Genomic DNA, 17,655 nt, shown 5'->3' on the forward strand with positions numbered 1-17,655 from the left:
TGGGGCGCGGGGTCTCCGTAAAGCCCCCCGCCCCTGGGGGGTAACCCCCGGGGTGGGGTGGCCCGGTCCCCCGGCCCCCCCCCCCCTCGGCCGTCCTGCGGAGCACTGCGGAGCGGACCCGCGGCGCACCCGCGGCGGACCGCGGTGAACCCCGCCGGCCGGTCACGGCCTGATGCGGACCACCTGCGGGTCGTGGTCGCTCGCCTGCTGCGCGAACTCGGCGTTGATGTGCACGATGTCGTACTTCGCGTAGCCGACCTCGGGGCTGACCAGGATGTGGTCCAGCACCTGCGAGTTGCCCTGGTAGACGTACGAGTACTGCTCCTTCTCCGGCAGCTCGTTCACCAGCGAGCGCAGCACGCCGTCCTTGGTGAGGGCGGCCAGCGCGGGCGAGAACTGGTAGTCGTTGAAGTCACCGAGCGAGACCACCTTGGCCTCCTTGTCGGCGGCCAGCAGCTTGGCGACGAAGGTCTGCTCGACGGTGGCCTGCTTGATCCGCTGCACCTCGGAGGAGCGGGTCGGGGCCTGGAAGCGGCTGTCGATGCCCTGGTCGCCGCCCTTGCTGTTGAAGTGGTTGGCGATGACGAAGACCTTCTTGCCGCGGAAGGAGAACTGCCCCGCCAGCGGCTTGCGGCTGCTCGCCCAGGCCTCGTCGGCCGGGGCGATCCGGCCGGGCGAGGCGGTCAGCGCGGCGCCGGCGCCGGTGCCCGCGACGTCGACGGCGGTGGTGGCGGTGCCGCCGGGGATGTCGGTGAAGGAGACCCGCAGCGGGTTGAAGAGGAAGACCTGGCGGATGTTGCCGCCGGGCTCGCCGCCGTCCTTGCCGTCCTCCGGGTCGACCGAGCGCCAGTCGTACGCCGGGCCGCCGGCCGCCTTGACCGCGGCGACGAACTTGGCGACGGTCGCGCTCGCGTCGACCGTGCCGTCGTTCTTGGCGCCGTTGTTGTCCTGGATCTCCTCCAGGGCGAGGATGTCGGGCGAGCGCAGGTTGGTGACCACGGCCTGGGCCAGCTCGGCGAACTTGGCGTCGGGGTTGGTGGCGGCCAGGTTCTCCACGTTGTAGGTGGCGATGGAGAGCTCGCGGTCGGCGGCCGGGGTGGTCACCTCGCGCTGGAGGTGGTTGTCCTGGAGCGCGCCGAGGGTGCCGGCGACGAGGGTGTAGCCGCCGAACGAGTTGTAGTCCAGCGGGCCGGTGGTCTCGCCGGTCAGCACGTCGCCGACGTTGGCGACCGGGAACGGCTGCTGGGCGACCGGCGCCTGCTGCTGCACCATCAGGCGGCCGACGTTCGGCTCGTCGTAGGACTCGTAGAGGACGCCGCCGCGCTTGCTGCGCTGGTCCTGCTTGTCCGCCGCGACCCAGAGCTCGTTGTATTTGTCGGTCGCCTGGATCACCCGGACGTCCTTGACCTGGACGAGCATGCCCTCCAGCGACTCGTAGAAGTCGAGGGTGTACTTCTCGGGGTTCAGGGCGACCCCGTTGACGGTGCCGTCGGCGCCGGCCTGCGGGCTGTAGGTGCCGGGGATGTTGCGGGTGTCCACCACGACCGGCGCGGGCAGCGCGTTGCCGGAGGAGAGCACGGTGACGGCCGGGTTCGTCAGCTGGGTGAGCGACTGCGACCCGCCGTTGAAGTTCGGGTAGTACTCCGTCACCTTGCCGGTGACCAGCACCGAGTCGCCGACCTTGACGGTCGGGTTCGCGGAGCCGGTGTAGACGAAGACGGCCTCGCTGGTGGCCGGGTCGGCGTCCGCGGTCGGGTCCTGGATCCAGAAGCCCTTGGAGCCGTACGCGCGCACGCCGGTGACGATGCCGGGCACGCCGGCGACGGTCTTGCCGGTGCGGTCCGACAGGCGGGTGGTGCCCTGGATGTCGTGGATCCGGACGGTGCCCGGCTCGGTCGGACCGGTCGGGGTGCTGCCCTCGGCGACCTCGCCCTTGGTGTTGGTCGGCGTCGGGGCGCCGGCCGCGAGGTCGGCCGCGTTGTCGTCGGTGTCGGCGAGGCCGGTCCGGCGGGCCACCGAGGCGCTGTTGGAGGCGCCGGCCACCGAGGCCGAACCCTCGTGGACCACGGCGGTGCCGAAGCCGACCAGGTCGCGCACCCGCGGGTCGGCGGCGCAGTCGGCGGCGGTCTTGCAGGTCAGCGGGTCGGTGCCGCGGACGAGCGCGACGGTGCCGCTGGTGCCGGAGAGCGCGAGCGAGCCGGCCGCGTCCGGGGTGGGCAGGTCGACGGTGCCCGCCGCGCCGGCCGCCTCGGCCACCAGGTAGCGCCCGCCGGGGGCGATCGCACCGGTCAGCGGGGTGACGCCCCACTGGGAGTTGGCGCCGGGCGTGCCGGATATGTACTGGACGCTCCAGCCGTCCAGGCCGAAGGCGGCGCCGCCCTTGTTGGCCAGCTCGACGAAGTCGTTCTTCAGCGTGGCACCCGAGTTGCCGCCGCCGCCGTACACCTCGGCGATCACCGCGTCGGCCGAGGGCGCGGCCACGGCGGACGGCAGCGGGACGAGCACCAGCGAGGCGGCCAGGCCGGCCGGGAGGAGCGTGGCGCGGAGCAGCGCGCGGCGCGAGCGGGGAGCGGTGGGCGTGGTCACCGGGACGGGACTCCTAGCTCTGCCGGGCGCGCGGCGGCGCGGCACGGCAGTCGGGGGTGGCAGGTGGCCGGGCGGCGTGGGACCGGCCGGACCGTGAGGGTGGGTCAGTCGGGCGCACACCGCGCGCTCCCGCTACCCGCGTAGAAATTCGTGCGGAAGTCGGTGGGCGCCCCCCGCAGCGCCCAAAGATACGCGCGTAGAAAATGACCCGACAAGACCCCGGAGGTTAACTTCTCCGGTACGCCGAGGAATTGCCACCCCGAAGCTGTGACCCCCGCTACACGCGGCCCCGCCGGGCTGACCGGCCGGCGGGCCCGGCCGGCTACAGCCAGCCCCGCTGAGCCGCCTTCAGCCCCGCCTCGAACCGGCTCGCCGCCGCCAGCCGGTCCATCAGCGCGGCCATCTGCCGGCGGACCGTCCGCACCGAGACGCCCAGCCGCTTGGCCGCCGCGTCGTCGGTGAGCCCGGTGGAGAGCAGCCGCAGCAGCTCGCGCTCACCGGCGCTCAGGCCGGTGCCCACGTCGTCGGGGCGGTCGTCGCCGAGCGGGAGGGCCGTCTCCCAGGTCTGCTCGAAGAGCGCGACCAGCGAGGCGACGATGCCCGGTTCCTCGGTGCACAGGGCGCCGGCCCGGGTGTTCTCCGGGTCGATCGGCACCACGGCGGTGGTCCCGTCGAAGACCAGCATCCGGGGCGGCAGCACCGGCGCGGTGCGTACCCGGCCGCCCAGGGCGGTCATCCACCGGGCGTAGGCGAAGGTCTCCGGGTCGTTGCGGACACTGTCCTGGTAGACGGTGCGCAGGACGACCCCGCGCCGCAGGGCGTCCTCGTCGAGCGGACGGGACGCGGCCAGACTCGCGGGGGACTGCGCGCCGCCGGGCATCACGGCCAGGCACTCACCGGTGAGCCGGGCGGTCAGCACCTCCAGCTTGGCCTGGATCGCGTCGAGGCCGACCAGCCGCTCCCCGCCGTCCACCAGGGTGGCCGAGCGGAGCGTCGCGTACTCGGCGACGGCCCGGGCGACGGCGGCCTTGGACACGGCCAGCTCCTGCTGGCGGCGGGCGAGTTCCTCCTCCTGGCGGCGGAGCAGGAGCTCCAGCCCGCGCTCCGGGCTGACCGGCCAGAGCGTGCCCGGGCGCTCGCGGGAGGCGCGCAGCAGGGTGAGGTCGGCGAGCCGGTCGAGGGCGGCGCGGACGGCGGGTTCCGGGAGCCGGACCCGCACGCAGAGTTCGACCACCCCGCCCTCCGGGTCCGCCAGCATCTCGCGGTACACGGCCTCTGCGGTGCTGTCCAGGCCCAGCAGTTCCAACACGTCAACGACCCCTGAATCATCACATCAGCGCAAATGGACATCCGGACGGTCCGCCGGATCCAGATCCTTCCGCCGGTACCCCGCACCCACAAGGCACGATCCGGTCAGGCGAGCAAAACGGGACCGTCCGGTCCGCTTTCCGATCGGTCGACCGTCGCGCCGGGCCGCAGCCCCCACCCCGACCGCCGCCCGGACCCCGCCCGGACCCCCGCCCCGGCCCCTTCCCCTACAGCCGGCACACCGGTCGACCGACCGGCGTTGCAGCAAGCTGCCTGTCCGGTTGTTGCCCGCCGCTCCCCCTCCCGCCACCGGCCCCGCACCCGGGAGGATTCACCCTGCACCGCCGTCACCCCCGAGCGACACCGCCCCGAGCAACGAAGCCCCGAGCAACCACGCCCCGAGCGGCCAGGACCCGAGCCCACACGCCCTGCACCACACTCCCGAACGACCGTGCACAGAACAGGAATCGTCGTGCCGAAGACCGTCCGGCTGCTCGCCGTCGCCGCCCTCGCGCTCACCCTCGCCACCGCCGCCCCCGCCTTCGCGGCCCCGTCCGCCCAGCCCGTCGACGTCACCGCGACCGCCCCCGGCGGGCCCGGCATCGGCTGGGACGGACCGTCGTCCTCCGGGCCCATCGGCTGGGACGTCACGCCCGCCGGCACCCCGGGCATCGGCTGGGACTGACCGGCCGGTGATCCCCGTCCACCTGACCCTCCTGGACGTCTCCGCCGCGCCACCGGGCGAGGCCGGACCGGCGGACGTCAGGGCTGCCCTGTGGGCGAACGCCGGCCCGGGCGACGGCCTGGAGCACGTGCGCGCCCGCGCGGTACCGGGGGGCGTCGGCCTGGTCCTGTTCGTCCGCGCCCCCGACCACCCGGTGGCCGAGCTCCGGGCTCAGACCCTGCTCGACCGGGCGCTGGCGGGCGGCCCCGCCCGCCGATTCGCGGTGGCCGCCCGGTTGTAGGGCCCTGCCCCCGGCGCGACCGGGCCGGGCCGCGCGGACCGTGGAGCCGGTGCGGCGGCAGGGTGACAGGACGGTCCGTCGAGCCGCCGACGCCCCCGCGGACGGTCTGCGCCGGACGCCGTGCGCGGCCCTGCCGCCGGCCCCGCCCCTCCTGCGACACGAGCCCCGCACGAGCCCCGTCCGGGCCGACGCCCCGTGCGGTTCGGCCCCGGGTCCGGACGCTTCCCGTGGGCGCACCGCGCGGTTCCTGACCATCCGTCCACATTTCGTTCACCCGCCGCCCCTTCGCAATTCTGGCCGATTCATGCCCATGGCTTGACCGGCTCATTACTGGCACATGCACGCCAATCCGCCCAATCCCGTGCGCGGCCCGGGACCGTCGAGGAGTTCCGGGCCCTCCCCGGGCGACCCCCGCCCGGCCCCGCCCGGCCCGGCCCGCCCGGCAACAGGAAGGCCGGCCCCGGGGCGCACCCCCGGGCCGGCCGCCTTCCCACGCGGCGCCCTACTCCGCGGCCTTGTCCCCGGCCGCGACGAGCCCCGCCGACCACTTCTCCTCGACGTTGCCGAACTTCCAGTAGGCGACGGCCGCCACCCACGTGAGCACGAAGAGTCCGACGATGGCGTACCCGACGAAGTCGAGGTCCAGCCCGGCGATCCAGGCGACCGGCCCGCTGGTGACGTCCAGCTTCTCGCCGAGCAGACCGATCAGCTCGATCGAGCCGATGACCAGGGCGACCAGCACCGAGAGCCCGGTGACCGTCAGGTTGTAGTAGATCTTCCGGACCGGCCGGGAGAACGCCCACTCGTAGGCGAAGTTCATGAACGAGCCGTCGATGGTGTCCAGCAGGCTCATGCCCGCCGCGAACAGGACCGGCAGTACCAGCAGCGCGTACCAGGGCAGTTGGAACGCCGCCGCGCCGCCCGCCAGCACCAGCAGCGAGACCTCGGTGGCGGTGTCGAAGCCCAGACCGAACAGCAGGCCGACCGGATACATGTGCCACGGCTTGGTGACGGCCCTGGTCACCCGGCCGAGGACGCGGTTCATCAGCCCACGCTTCTCCAGCTGGGCCTCCAGTTCGGCCTCGTCGAACTCGCCCTCGCGCATCTTGCGGAACACCTTGAGGATGCCGTTGAAGGCCCCCAGGTTGATCAGGCCGAGCAGGAGCAGGAAGGTCCCGGAGACGGCCACGCCGATCAGGCCGGTCGCCTCGTGCAGGCCGGAGTCGTCCGACTCCACCTGCCCGGCGAGCGACTTGATGCCGAAGGCGAGCAGCGCACAGAGCCCGAAGACGATCGACGAGTGGCCCAGCGAGAACCAGAAGCCGACCGAGAGCGGCCGCTTGCCCTGGCCCATCAGCTTGCGGGTGGTGTTGTCGATGGCGGCGATGTGGTCCGCGTCGAAGGCGTGCCGCATACCGAGGGTGTACGCGGTGAGTCCCATCCCCGCACCGAACACCTGGCCGCCGACGTCGTAGTGCTCGGGCGCGATGACCGCGAGCAGGGTGAACCACCCGATCACGTGCAGCGCGAGGATGAACCCGCCCATGCCTGCCAGTCGGATCCACTCCTCACGGGTGAGTCTGTCGCGCCAACGGGGGGCCGTCATCGGTACGTCCTGTCGTGTGGGGGGCGGAAAGCTGGGCCATCTTTCCCCCCTCCGGGAAGCAGGTGCAAGTCATGTGCAAGGACGAAACGCTCGCCGACCGCTCCCTCCGTACCCGACGCCGCCGCCGGGCACGGCTGGACGCGGTGCGGCCGGGCCCGGACCCGCTCACCGGGCGCGCGCCCGCTTCCTCCCCTACCGTCGGAGTACCGACGCCGCGGCGCGGGCACGGTCGGCCGGGCCTGCCCGTGCCTCCCGGCCCCGCCGTCCGGCCCGCCGACCGGGACTCGATGGGAGCGGCCATACCCTCGTACCCCTACCGCACCACCCGCGAGGACCTGCGCGTCCCCCTCCCCGACGGCACCGAGCTCTTCGCCCGCGTCCGACGCCCGGTGACCGACGAACCCGTCCCCGTCGTGCTGGAGTACTCCACCGGCCGCCTCACCGACTGGACCGCCACCGAGGACGCCCGCCGCCACCCCTGGTTCGCCGGCCACGGCTACGCCGCCGTCCGGGCCGACGCCCGCGGCCACGGCAACTCCGGCGGCCTGGCGACGTCCGATCCGGACGACGGGGCCGCCGACGGCGAGGAGCTGGTCCGTGCGCTCGCCGGGCAGCCGTGGTGCAGCGGACGGGTCGGCCTGCTCGGCACCGGCGCCGCCGGCGACGTCGCGCTGCGCCTCGCCGCCCGCGCTCCCGACGCCGTCCACGCCGTGGTCGTGGCCTGCCCCGAGGGCCCGCACCGCCTCGGCGGCGCCGTCCTCGCCGCCGACGGGCACGCCCGCGCCACGGCCCACCTCGCCGACGCGGCCCGCCCACCGGACCCGCAGTACGTCGGCGACGGCTGGCGGGCGATGTGGCTGGCCCGGCTGGAGGCCCTCGAACCGCCGCTCGCGGGCTGGCTGGCCGCCCCGCCCGACGCCCCGGTCGCGGCCGCCGCCCCCACCCTCGCCGTCGCCGGCTGGTCCGACCCGTCCGCCTCCCGCCTGCTGGACCTGCTCGCGTCCGCCGGTACCGTCCCCGTCCGCACCGTCCTCGGCCCCTGGTCCCACGGCCTGCCCGACGAGATCCTCCCCGAGGCGCTCCGCTGGTACGACCACTGGCTCCGGGACACCGACACCGGGGTCCTCACCGTGCCCGCCCTGCGCAGCTGGCTCTCCACCCGCTGGGCCGCCGACGGCGCCTGGCCCTCCCCCGGGGTGCGCGACGTCCACTACGGCCTGGACGGCCCGCTGCGCACCGCCGGCACCGCCTCCGACGACCGCTGGGTGCACGTCCGCTCCCCCCAGCACACCGGGCTCAACGCCGGCGCCTACGTCCAGCCCGGCCGCCCCGCCGAGCAGCCGCCCGACCAGCGCGAGGAGGACGGCCGCTCCGTCTGCTTCGACTCGCGGCCACTGCCCGAACCGGTCGAGCTCCTCGGCACCCCGGTCCTGTCCCTGCGGCTGCGCACCGCGCCGACCGGCGCGACGGTCACCGCCCGCCTCTGCGCCGTCGCCCCCGACGGCACCTCCACGCTGCTCACCCGGGGGGTCCTCACCACCGCGGGGACGGCGGACTCGGCCGTCGAGGTCACCGTCGGCCTCGCCGCCGTCGGGCGCACCGTCCCGCCGGGCCACCGGCTGCGGCTCGCCCTCTCCTCCACCTACTGGCCCTGGCTCTGGCCCGGCCCCGACCCGGCGGGGTTCGAACTGGACCCGTCCCACTCCGGCCTCGGTCTCCCGATCCGCCGCCCCGCCACCGACCCCGACCCGATCACCTTCATCTCCCCCACCCTCCCGCTCCCGCCCCCGCTGCACGTCACCGAGCCGCTCACCGCCCGCCCCGAACGCGTCACCGTGCACGACATCGGCCGCCGCGAGTGGCGCACCGAGCTCTCCCCCGCCACCGACGGCACCCGCACCCACCCCGACGGCCTGGTCCGCGACGAGCACACCGTCGCCGCCTACCGCGTCCTCACCGCCACCCCCCTCAGCGCCCGGGCCCGCGCCGACCGCACCGTCCGGGTGGAGCGCCCCGCCATCGGCTGGGACGCCACCGTCCACGTCCGCACCGAGCTGCGCTGCGACCCCACCCACCTGATCGCCGACACGCACCTGCGGGCGTTGGAGGGCGGGGACGTCGTCTTCAGCAGGGAGTGGCACCAGCGCATCCCGAGGTGACCCGGCCCGGCCCGACGCGGTCCGGGGTCCGGCGTCCGGGGTCCGGCGCGGACGGCCGCATCCGGCGCCTGCCGCCCGCGCGGGGCCGGGAATCCCGGGCGGACGGAAGATCGGACGACCCCCGCCCGGCCCGCGGTTGCTGGCAGGATGCACCGGGTGACCTCTACCTCTGCCCCCACCGCCGCCGACTACGGCTGGATCCGCTCCCCTGCCTCGTTCTTCGGCCACCTGATGGACACCGGGTACAGCATGCTGCTGGTGCGTGACGTCCTGCCCGAGCAGGTGCTCGGGGCGATGGGCGGATCGCCGTGGGGCACCTGCCGGGGGTCCGGCGAACTGGGCGACGCACACGCCGAGTTCCTGGAGGAGTGCGGCGACGATCCCGAGTCCGCCCTCGTCGGCGCGTTCTCCGCTCGGGACGCGGACGGCCGCGACTGGGCGGTCGTCCTGGAGCTCGGCAGCGACCTGGGGGCACGGCCCGAACTCCTGGCGACGTTCTCCGTCGGCACACGCGCCGTCTCGCACGACAGCAACTCGGGCAAGCCGATGCACTTCTTCCACTGGTACGAGAACGGTGAGCGGCGGACCGGCTTCGAGTACCCCACCCACCGGGACGGCACCACCCCGGACGACCTGAACGACCTGCTGCGCGACCTCGGTCTCGATCCCGACGGCGACAGCGACCCGGCCCTCGACAGCAAGGCGGCGGTCCTGGCGCTCGCCGAACGCCTGACGGGCGTACGGATGACGGAGGAGTTGCTGCGCGACGCCGAGTACCTGGTCGCCGAGGTCCCGGAGGAGCCGGTCGACGAGTAGGCGGGCCCCTCCCCCGGGCGGTGACCGGCGTGGCATTCGAGGCGCGGCCCTCGCGGGAGGGGGTCAAGGAGACGTGCCCGGGCGGGTCTGCCAGGGCACGTCCCGGCAAGGCACCGTCAGGGGCGCAGGCCACGAGCGGGGCGGTACCGGGGATCGCTCTCGTGCTCGTCGTCCGGGCGGCGGGGCATCCGCCGAGTGGCGATCACTCCGAGGGCGACGGTGGCGAAGGCGAGGGCGAGGAGCAGCAGGAGGGCGAGACCGACGAACGCGCGGGCGACGCCGGAGTGGCTCAGGAGTCCCACGACGGGGCCGCCGTCCCGTCGTTGTCGTCGGCGTGGTCGTGGTCACGGCTCTTGAGGAGGGTGAACACGTCGAGGAGGTTGAGGACGGTGGCGGTCGAGGCGTGGCCGAAGCGGACGAGGACGCGGCCGTCGACCATGCCGGCGGTGGTGGCCGAGGGCCAGACGATGCCCAACGGTCGGCCGCGCTCGTGGAGTTCGGCGAGGAGAGCGGTGACCTCGGGTTCGGTGTAGGTCCGCATCCGGGGGTCGTCCGGTGCGATCGGCGGCTCGGGGCGGGCGCTCACGCGGCGGAGTCCAGCTCGAACCAGATCGACTTGCCCTGCCTGCGGGGGTCGGCGCCGAACCGGTGGGTGAGGGAGCGGACGAGGTGAAGACCGCGCCCGGACACCGCGTAGGGGTCGGCATACGCCCGCTGCTCGGGGAGGTCCGGGCTGCCGTCGCTGACGGAGACGCGGAGCATGCCGTCCAGGAGGACGACCACGACGAGCGGAGCCGGCGAGCCGCCGTGCTTCCACGCGTTGACGAAGAGTTCGTGGAGCGCCAACTCCGCGTCGGCGACGGTGTCGAGGGGCCACCCGGCGCGCGCCAGGGCCCCGCGCAACTCCTCACGCGCGGCCGACCAGTCAGGGGGGAGTCCAAGGGGAAACACGAAGCGACCTCCGTGGGGGGTGAAGTGGATGCCACCGAGCGCCTGATGATCAATCAAACCGATCCGGCCATGGCGCACTCATGACGCCAGCGCACACACCGTCGATCGGCGGTTGCCGAACGTGTGCGGCTCGTCACAATGAGCATGGAGCCACGGAGGCCATCTTGGCAACTCGTCTCAGATTTTTGGATAAATCCAAATCGAACACCAACCAAGGCCCCTACAGTGGCAGTTGTCGGTGGCGAACGTGACCGACAGCGGGGCACACTGGTCCGGCGAGGCTCAGAGAGGGCGGGGATGGCCACAGCAACAGGCCCGACGGTTCGACGGAGGCAGCTCGGCGCCGAACTGCGCCGTAGACGCGAGGAAGCCGGCCTCTCGCACGACGAGGTGTCCGAGACCCTGACGGGCATGAGCCAACCCAAGCTCTCCCGCATCGAGAACGGCAGAGGCGCCACCAAAGTCGACGACGTCAAGAAGCTCCTCGCCCTGTACAAGTGCGAGGACAACGACCTGATCTCGGCTCTGGTCGACCTCGCCAGGAACGGCGCACACCGAGGCATGTGGTGGCAGAGCTACGGCGTACACATCGGCCAGGTCCTCGGCGACCTGATCTCGCTTGAGGCAAGCGCTGCATCCGTCCGGACCTACGAGAGCGCCTTCATTCCGGGCCTACTCCAGACCCCCGCCTACGCGCGCGAGATCATCAAGAAGCTCAACATGCGCCCTGACGTCAACGTCGAGGCACTGGTCGACGTCCGCGTAGCCCGCCAAGGCGCCCTCACCCGGGCTGAACCGCTCACGCTCTGGGCGGTCATCCACGAGGCTGCGATCCGTTCCGGAGTCGGCGGCCCGAAGGTCATGGCCGAGCAACTCGGGCGCCTGACCGATCGAGCGGTCCAGCCGAACATCAACATTCAGGTGATGCCGATCGGCGCTCCCGCGCACCACGGTATGGGCGGAGCCTTCACGATCCTCGGATTTCCACAACGGCAGGACCTGGATGTCGCTCTGGTCGAGAGCACATTGAGCAACCTTTGGGTCGAGGGCGCCTCCGAGGTGGAGCAGTACGCGGCGAAGTTCGACGCCATCCGGGCCGACGCCCTCGGCCTGGACGACTCGCTCGCCATCATCACCGAACAGAGAGACAAGGTCACATGACGTCTATCCCGAACTCGGATGCCCTCAAATTGACTTGGCACAAGTCCTCACGAAGCAACGAGTCAACCAACTGTGTCGAGTTCGCTTCCTCCGGCGGATCCGTCTCCTACGTTCGTGACTCGAAGAATCCTTCCGGCCCTGCACTCGTCCTCTCGGCCGCCGCTCACCGCGCGTTCATCGCGGCGGTCTCCGACGGGGAGTTCGACTTCGGTCTCCTCTGACCGCGCCACCGCAGCCCACCGGCCCGGCGAACCCTTGGGGGCGCCGGGCCTTACCCTTCACCGGAAGGCGCCCATGACCTCCTCCCAGCCCTTCGACATGGCGAACAGCCGGGTGTTCGGTGAAGTGGCCGAGACCTACGACGCCGCGCGACCCGGCTACCCCGACGCCCTCATAGCCGAGGTACTCGCCTACGCCTCCCTCGGTGATCTGCCGGCCGTCGAGATCGGGGCCGGCACCGGGAAGGCCACCGTTCCGTTCGCCGCGCTCGGCACCCCGATGGTCTGCGTCGAACCCGATGCCCGGATGGCCGAGGTGCTGCGCCGCAACACCGCCGCCTTCCCGCACGTCCGGGTCGAGGTGAGCGCCTTCGAGCAGTGGCGGCCGGACGAAACCCGGTTCGGGCTGCTCCTCGCGGCCACCTCCTGGCACTGGACCGACCCGGCCACCCGATGGGACCGGGTCCACGACGCCCTCGCCCCCGGTGGCGCCGTCGCGCTCTTCTGGAACCCCCAGGGGCTCCTGGACCCCGGCCTCCAGGCCGCCCTCCGCGAGGTCGACCACCGGTACGGCCTCACCCTCACCCCGCACACCGGGCTGGCCTCCTCCTTCGGCGACGTCCCGGGCCACTGGCCCGGATTGCTCGGGCACTGGCCGGACGAGGAGTGCCGTCAGGACGGCCGGTTCACCGACCTCCGCTCGCTCCGCATCCGCGAGCGGACCCGCTTCGACACCGACCGCTACCTCGGGCACCTCACCTCGATCTCCGTCTACCGCGCCCTGCCCGCCGACCGCCGCGACCGGGCCCTCGCCGACACCGCCGCCGTGCTCGACGCGCACGGCGGGGGCATCGACGTCGAACACCACCACGACCTCTTCCTCGCCCGCACCCTCCCCCACCAGGGCTGAACCCACCCGGCCTGCCACCCCCGCTCCGCACAGGAAGTCGGACCCGCCGACTTCCTGTGCGGCGTAGAGGCGGCAGGCCGACCACGCCACCGGTCGTCCGGGCCCAGGGGAACATCCGCCCTACACGGCGTGAACATCAGCCCACCCGATCGCACGTGGATTCGACCCATCCCTACGCTGCGGCTGTGCTGATCATTTCGCTGCTGCTCCTCATCCCCGGCTTCGTCGTGCTCGTGCTCCGGTGGCGCCGCGTGTTCGAAGGCCGCGTCGCCACGCTCGGCGGCATCGGCGCGATCGTCCTCGGCGCCCTGCTCGGCCTCACCACCGTCCTCTACGTGGTCGAGCCGTACGAGGTGGCCGTGCCGACCAGGCTCGGAAAGATCGGCGGGACGTGGCAGCCCGGACTGCACGTCAAGTCCCCGCTGACCGACGTGACCGCGTTCTCGACCCGCCCGTCCGACCTCAACCTGACGGGCGACAACACCGTCGAGGTCCGTTCCTCCGAGGGCGGCGTACTGTTCGCCGACCTCACCGTGAAGTGGTCGATCGACCCTCAGCACACGGTCGACCTCTACAAGCTGGCCGGCGACTCGGACGCCGTCCAGCAGCGTCTGGTCCTCCCCGACAGCCGCGAGATCGTCCGTAACGTGTTCGCCAAGCACACCAGCGTCGAGGGCTACAGCTCGCAGCGCGAGGCGATCGCCGGCGAGATCGACAAGCTGGTCACCGCCCGGCTCGCGCCGCGCGGCATCCTGGTCAACGGGGTCAACCTGCGCAACGTCCGGCCCAGCGACGACCTGCAGAAGGCGATCGACGCGAAGATCGCCCAGGACCAGACCACCGCGCAGGCCGAGGCCGCCGTCCGCACCGCCAAGGCCGAGGCCGAGAAGCGCAAGATCGACTCGGAGAGCCAGGCCGCCGCCAACGCGGCGATCGCCAACTCCCTCACCGACAAGATCCTGATGAGCCAGTGCATCGAGGCGTTCAAGGCCGCCGCCGAGAAGAACGCGGTCTACGCCAGCCCCTGCGGCAACAGCGGCGGCACCCCGGTCATCGTGGACGGCACCAAGCGCTGAGACCGCCACCGTCCGAGCGGGCAGGCAGGGCGCGGGCAGGCAGGGCGCGCGGGCGGACAGACGAGGCGGTCACCCGCCCCACCCGCCCGCGCCCTACGCGGGGGCGGCGTCCGCCAGGAACTCCCGCAGCAGGGCGGTGATCTCCGCCGGGCGCTCCAACGAGGGCAGGTGCCCGGCCCACGGGAGATCCAGCGCACGCGCGTTCGGCAGCCCGGCGGCCACCTCGGCCACGATCCGGCGGAAGTCCGGCAGATCGTGCGCGCCCGACACCACCAGGGCGCGGGCCGTCACCGCGGACAGCACGGCCTCCGGTTCGGGGAGCTCGAAGTCCCCCGCGCCCTCGGTGAGGCCCGCCTCGAAGTTGCCGCGCTGCATCCGCCCCACCAGCTCGCGGACCTCCTCCGTGGCGTCCGGCCCCAGCCAGGTACGGACGTTGAGCGCCGCCGCACCGTCCAGGTCACCGGCCTCCAGCAGTTCGTCCTCCGCGGCACCGAACGCCCGCATCTGCGGCCCCGCCACCTGCCCGGGCCGGCCCGGGCAGAGCAGCGCCAGCGCGGACACCCGCTCCGACCGGAGCCAGGCGACGCCCAGCGCGACCCGGCCGCCGTACGAGGAGCCGACCAGGGACGCCTGCCCGATGCCGAGGTGGTCCAGGAGGTCGAGCACGTCGCCGACGTCCGAGTACGGCGCCGACCCGACCGGGGATTCGCCGCAGCTGCGGAAGTCGGCTCGCACCACCCGGTACCCGGCCTCGACCAGCGGCCTCCACTGCGGGTCCCACATCCGGCGGTCGCAGACGGACGAGTGCAGCAGGACCACGGCCGGCGCGCCCTCGGGCCCGTCCACGTCGTGAGAGATGATCATCCGGCCATTCTGACGCAGTACCGTCACCCTGTCCCGGCACTTTCCTCGCGCCGACCGCCGGGCACCGCTCCCCCGACCGGCGGGAACGCCGCCGCTCTCGCGCGTCCCCGCCCGTCGGGGCCGCCGTCGCCCACCGAGAGCGCCAGCGCGTCGGTCAGCCACAGGTGGGACGCGCCGAGCGTGACCGGTTCACCGCCGGCCTCGGCCGCCAGCCGCCAGTAGCGGCGCATCCGCGGATCGCGGTCGGCGGCCACGTGGGCCAGCAGCTCCCCCCGGAACCCCGGGGTGTCCCGGCCGCCGCGCACCGACGCGTGCGCGTCGACGAACCGGTCCAGCGCGGGGCCCGCACCCGGAGCCTCCCCCGCCCGCACCAGGGGCCGCGCCAGCGCGCACGCCTCACCGATCCCCGCCATCAACGCGGCCTCGTCGGAGACCAGTTCGGCGTTGGACCGCGCCATGGCCAGCAGCGTGCGGGCCAGCGCCCGGTCACCCGCCAGCGCGACCAGCTCGGCGAACGCGACCACCTGCCCGGGCGTCGGGTCGACGGGCGGCGCGGGCACGGCCAGGGCCACGAACACGTCCAGCATCGCCCCGGACGCCGACGACATCGACGAGACCATCGTGCGCCGCCAGAAGTCGATCAGCGCGTCACGGGCGGCGCCCCCGTCCTGCACCGCGGCGACCAGCTCCAACCTGGCGGCCCGGTCGGCCGGCCCGGCCTCCTCGACCGCGCGCAGGGAGGCCCGTCGCCAGGCCAGGCCCGCGAGTTGCACGTCGAGCGCGGCGCGCTCGGCCGCGACCACCTCGGCCACGGAGCGCTCCCCGGCGAGCACGAGCCTGACGGACGGCAGCCCGAGACCGAGCCCGCGCAACCGCCTGACCAGGCCGAGCCGTTCCACGGCGGCCGGGTCGAACCTGCGGTGCCCACCCGCGCTGCGCACGGACTCGACGATGCCCTCGTCGCAGTAGAAGCGAACGGTCCGCACCGGCACACCGGTCAGCCGGGCCAGCTCCCCGATCCCGAACGTCTCGTCGAGAAAAGGCACTTGAACCTCCACCTGACTGGAGAACCTACGGTACCCGCATCACCCCCGAGAGGAGCTCCGTGATGACGCCGCCGGACATCGCCACCACCGCCACCGCCACCGCACGCCTCGTGGACGGCCTGCGGGACCGGACCGCACGGGTCGCCCGCGCCGTCGCCGGACGCGCCCCGGACACGCCGGTACCCACCTGTCCGGCGTGGCCGCTGCGGACCCTCGTCGGGCACCTCGGACAGGAACACCGCTGGGCGGCCGAACTGGTCCGCAGCGGGCAGCAGTTGCCGCCGCCCGACCCGCACCGCGCCGATCCGGGGCCCCCGGACGAGTGGGCCGAGTGGCTGCAGCAGGGCGCCGAGGAGCTGATCCGGGCCGTCCGGCGGGTCGGCGCCGAACGCGAGTCGGACACCTTCGCCGGTCCGCTTCCGGCCGCCTTCTGGTTGCGCAGGATGCTGGCCGACACCTGCGTCCACCACTACGACGCGGCGTGCGCGACCGCCACCGCGTTCGAGATCGCCGACGACCTCGCGGCCGTCGTGATCGGCGAGAACCTCGACCTGCTCACCATGCCGGCCTTCGCGGCGGTCAGGCCGGCGGTCGCCGAACTGCGCGGCCGGGGAGAGCAGATCGGGTTCCGGCCGGGGTCCGCGGAGGGCTGGGTGGTCACCAGGAGGCCCGGGGGGCTGCGGTGGGAGCGCGGGCCGGTCGAGGCGGACGTGGTGGCGTCGGGGTCGGCGGCGGACCTCATGCTGCTGATCGCCCGCCGCATCACGCCGCAGGACGGCCGGGTGACGGTGACGGGCGACCGCGCCCTCCTGGACCACTGGCTGGCCCACTCGGCGTTCTAGGCCCCCCCGGGGGCCGCCCCGGGAGCCGCGCCGGGGCCGGGGCGGGACCGGACCGGACCGGGGCCGGCCCACCCACCTCGGAGGCACCGTCACATCCACCGAAAAACAGTAGCCATGGACATAGTAGCTATGTACTCTATTCGCCATGAGCAAGGCTTCCCCGGGCCCCACGCCCGGCTTCCTGGTGTGGCGGCTCGCCAACAAGTGGCGCGTCGCGGTCGATCGCGCGGTGGCCCCCCTGGGTCTCACCCACGCGCAGTACGTCCTGGTCGCGTCGCTGTACGGCATGCACCGCACCGGCGAGCGGCCCAGCCAGCGCCGACTGGCCGACCACACCGGCCTGGAGGCGCTGTACGTCTCGAAGCTGGCCCGCGCCCTGGAGTCGGCCGGCCTCGTCGAGCGCGCCCGCGACCCCCGCGACCCGCGCGCCGTCCAACTCGCCCTCACCGATGAGGGCCGGGCCGTCACACGGCAGGCCGTCGAGGTGGTCCAGGGACTGCTCCGGCAACTGCTGGAACCACTCGGCGGCCTCGACGCCGAGCGGACCGGCGCGTTCACCGCCGAGCTGACGGCCCTGCTCGACGCCCCTCTCACCCCCGCCCTCCCGCACGACGAGAACACTCAGGGGACACCACCATGACCGCCACCGCACCCGTCACCACCGCGCCCGCTGCCGCACCGGCCACCGCCCGCGCCCTCGGCCTCGCCCACTACGCCGCCCGCGGCGTCCTGGAACACGTCCTGGCCCGGCACGGCGTCACGTTCCCGCAGCAGATCGCCCTGCGCGCCGCCGTCACCGCCGACACCGCACAGACGCCGGACGACCTCGTCGCCCAGGTGCAGCACGCCCTCAAGGCCGATCCGGCCGACATCCGCGCCACGCTCGACGAGCTGCTGACCCGGCAGTTGCTCGTCACGGACGGGGCACACCTTCTCCCCACGGAGGCGGGGCGCGAGCTGCTCGCCGCCACCGGCGCGGACACCGCCCCCCTCTCCGCCCGCATCTGGGGCGGGATACCGGCCGAGGACCTGGCCGCCGCGGGCCGCGTCCTCGCCCTGGTCACCGAGCGCGCCGACGCGGAACTCGCCACACTGCGCGCATGACCGCAGGACCCCGCACCGGTCCGGCCCGGCTCCGCAGGGGAGC

19 protein-coding genes are annotated in these 17,655 nt (G+C 73.6%); 11 read left to right on the forward strand and 8 right to left on the reverse strand.

Annotated features, from left to right (window positions below):
• Positions 1-162 precede the first annotated feature (162 nt).
• Together ACFWOG_RS19775 and ACFWOG_RS19780 are read right to left on the reverse strand one after the other, a co-directional pair.
• The gene (locus ACFWOG_RS19775; protein WP_380359905.1) at positions 163-2,586 is read right to left on the reverse strand and encodes an endonuclease/exonuclease/phosphatase family protein; all 2,424 of its coding nucleotides are present in this window, start codon (positions 2,584-2,586) and stop codon (positions 163-165) included.
• A 322-nt stretch (positions 2,587-2,908) separates the two neighbouring features.
• Positions 2,909-3,895: a LuxR C-terminal-related transcriptional regulator gene (locus ACFWOG_RS19780; RefSeq protein WP_329879098.1), complete on the reverse strand. Its 987-nt coding sequence runs from the start codon at positions 3,893-3,895 to the stop codon at positions 2,909-2,911.
• A gap of 471 nt (positions 3,896-4,366) precedes the next feature.
• Here ACFWOG_RS19780 and ACFWOG_RS19785 point away from each other — a divergent pair, with 471 nt between their 5' ends.
• Both ACFWOG_RS19785 and ACFWOG_RS19790 read left to right on the forward strand, forming a co-directional pair.
• A complete protein-coding gene (locus ACFWOG_RS19785; RefSeq protein ID WP_380359907.1) occupies positions 4,367-4,579 on the forward strand; it encodes a hypothetical protein in 213 nt (70 codons plus the stop codon).
• A 7-nt stretch (positions 4,580-4,586) separates the two neighbouring features.
• On the forward strand, positions 4,587-4,859 hold the full coding sequence (locus tag ACFWOG_RS19790; protein ID WP_329947597.1) for a hypothetical protein: 273 nt from the start codon (positions 4,587-4,589) through the stop codon (positions 4,857-4,859).
• A gap of 502 nt (positions 4,860-5,361) precedes the next feature.
• On the opposite strand, the gene ACFWOG_RS19795 is transcribed toward ACFWOG_RS19790, so the two are convergent.
• Positions 5,362-6,465, reverse strand: coding sequence for a HoxN/HupN/NixA family nickel/cobalt transporter (locus ACFWOG_RS19795; RefSeq protein ID WP_329879101.1), 1,104 nt, complete (start codon positions 6,463-6,465; stop codon positions 5,362-5,364).
• 287 nt (positions 6,466-6,752) lie between these two features.
• Here ACFWOG_RS19795 and ACFWOG_RS19800 point away from each other — a divergent pair, with 287 nt between their 5' ends.
• Positions 6,753-8,624, forward strand: a complete 1,872-nt coding sequence (locus ACFWOG_RS19800) for a CocE/NonD family hydrolase (protein WP_380359910.1) — start codon at positions 6,753-6,755, stop codon at positions 8,622-8,624.
• Positions 8,625-8,780: 156 nt separating this feature from the next.
• On the forward strand, positions 8,781-9,440 hold the full coding sequence (locus tag ACFWOG_RS19805; RefSeq protein WP_380359912.1) for a DUF6461 domain-containing protein: 660 nt from the start codon (positions 8,781-8,783) through the stop codon (positions 9,438-9,440).
• 116 nt (positions 9,441-9,556) lie between these two features.
• Here the strand turns inward: ACFWOG_RS19805 and ACFWOG_RS19810 are convergent, their stop codons facing one another.
• Genes ACFWOG_RS19810 through ACFWOG_RS19820 form a run of 3 tightly spaced genes read right to left on the reverse strand, consistent with a single transcriptional unit; the run spans position 9,557 to position 10,391 of the window.
• The gene (locus tag ACFWOG_RS19810; protein WP_329947600.1) at positions 9,557-9,742 is read right to left on the reverse strand and encodes a hypothetical protein; all 186 of its coding nucleotides are present in this window, start codon (positions 9,740-9,742) and stop codon (positions 9,557-9,559) included.
• Complete coding sequence (locus tag ACFWOG_RS19815) at positions 9,730-10,026, reverse strand: hypothetical protein (RefSeq protein ID WP_329879105.1); 297 nt, start codon at positions 10,024-10,026, stop codon at positions 9,730-9,732. Before ACFWOG_RS19815 ends, ACFWOG_RS19810 begins: the two co-directional genes overlap by 13 nt.
• On the reverse strand, positions 10,023-10,391 hold the full coding sequence (locus ACFWOG_RS19820; RefSeq protein WP_329947602.1) for an ATP-binding protein: 369 nt from the start codon (positions 10,389-10,391) through the stop codon (positions 10,023-10,025). The genes ACFWOG_RS19815 and ACFWOG_RS19820 overlap by 4 nt, the downstream gene beginning before the upstream one ends.
• Before the next feature lie 297 nt (positions 10,392-10,688).
• On the opposite strand from ACFWOG_RS19820, the gene ACFWOG_RS19825 reads away from it, so the two are divergent.
• From ACFWOG_RS19825 to ACFWOG_RS19840, 4 genes are all read left to right on the forward strand, one after another.
• A complete protein-coding gene (locus ACFWOG_RS19825) occupies positions 10,689-11,552 on the forward strand; it encodes a helix-turn-helix transcriptional regulator (protein ID WP_329879161.1) in 864 nt (287 codons plus the stop codon).
• Positions 11,549-11,773: a DUF397 domain-containing protein gene (locus tag ACFWOG_RS19830; protein ID WP_380359915.1), complete on the forward strand. Its 225-nt coding sequence runs from the start codon at positions 11,549-11,551 to the stop codon at positions 11,771-11,773. The genes ACFWOG_RS19825 and ACFWOG_RS19830 overlap by 4 nt, the downstream gene beginning before the upstream one ends.
• Before the next feature lie 73 nt (positions 11,774-11,846).
• Positions 11,847-12,680: a class I SAM-dependent methyltransferase gene (locus ACFWOG_RS19835; protein ID WP_380359917.1), complete on the forward strand. Its 834-nt coding sequence runs from the start codon at positions 11,847-11,849 to the stop codon at positions 12,678-12,680.
• 185 nt (positions 12,681-12,865) lie between these two features.
• Positions 12,866-13,756 carry a prohibitin family protein gene (locus ACFWOG_RS19840; protein WP_380359919.1) on the forward strand — a complete coding sequence of 297 codons (891 nt, stop codon included), beginning with the start codon at positions 12,866-12,868 and terminating at the stop codon, positions 13,754-13,756.
• Between the two features lie 93 nt (positions 13,757-13,849).
• On the opposite strand, the gene ACFWOG_RS19845 is transcribed toward ACFWOG_RS19840, so the two are convergent.
• Positions 13,850-14,620 (reverse strand): alpha/beta fold hydrolase, encoded by a 771-nt coding sequence (locus ACFWOG_RS19845; RefSeq protein WP_380359921.1) that lies wholly within the window; start codon positions 14,618-14,620, stop codon positions 13,850-13,852.
• A gap of 23 nt (positions 14,621-14,643) precedes the next feature.
• Complete coding sequence (locus ACFWOG_RS19850) at positions 14,644-15,666, reverse strand: MerR family transcriptional regulator (RefSeq protein ID WP_380359923.1); 1,023 nt, start codon at positions 15,664-15,666, stop codon at positions 14,644-14,646.
• 62 nt (positions 15,667-15,728) lie between these two features.
• On the opposite strand from ACFWOG_RS19850, the gene ACFWOG_RS19855 reads away from it, so the two are divergent.
• The 3 genes from ACFWOG_RS19855 to ACFWOG_RS19865 all read left to right on the forward strand — a co-directional run bounded on the left by ACFWOG_RS19855 (position 15,729) and on the right by ACFWOG_RS19865 (position 17,612).
• Positions 15,729-16,508, forward strand: a complete 780-nt coding sequence (locus ACFWOG_RS19855; protein ID WP_380359925.1) for a maleylpyruvate isomerase family mycothiol-dependent enzyme — start codon at positions 15,729-15,731, stop codon at positions 16,506-16,508.
• Positions 16,509-16,653: 145 nt separating this feature from the next.
• Positions 16,654-17,148, forward strand: a complete 495-nt coding sequence (locus ACFWOG_RS19860) for a MarR family transcriptional regulator (protein WP_329879167.1) — start codon at positions 16,654-16,656, stop codon at positions 17,146-17,148.
• Positions 17,145-17,612 (forward strand): MarR family transcriptional regulator, encoded by a 468-nt coding sequence (locus tag ACFWOG_RS19865; protein WP_380359927.1) that lies wholly within the window; start codon positions 17,145-17,147, stop codon positions 17,610-17,612. The genes ACFWOG_RS19860 and ACFWOG_RS19865 overlap by 4 nt, the downstream gene beginning before the upstream one ends.
• Positions 17,613-17,655 lie beyond the last annotated feature (43 nt).

Origin of the sequence: Kitasatospora sp. NPDC058406 (assembly GCF_042722765.1) — a bacterium.
Lineage (GTDB): Bacteria > Actinomycetota > Actinomycetes > Streptomycetales > Streptomycetaceae > Kitasatospora.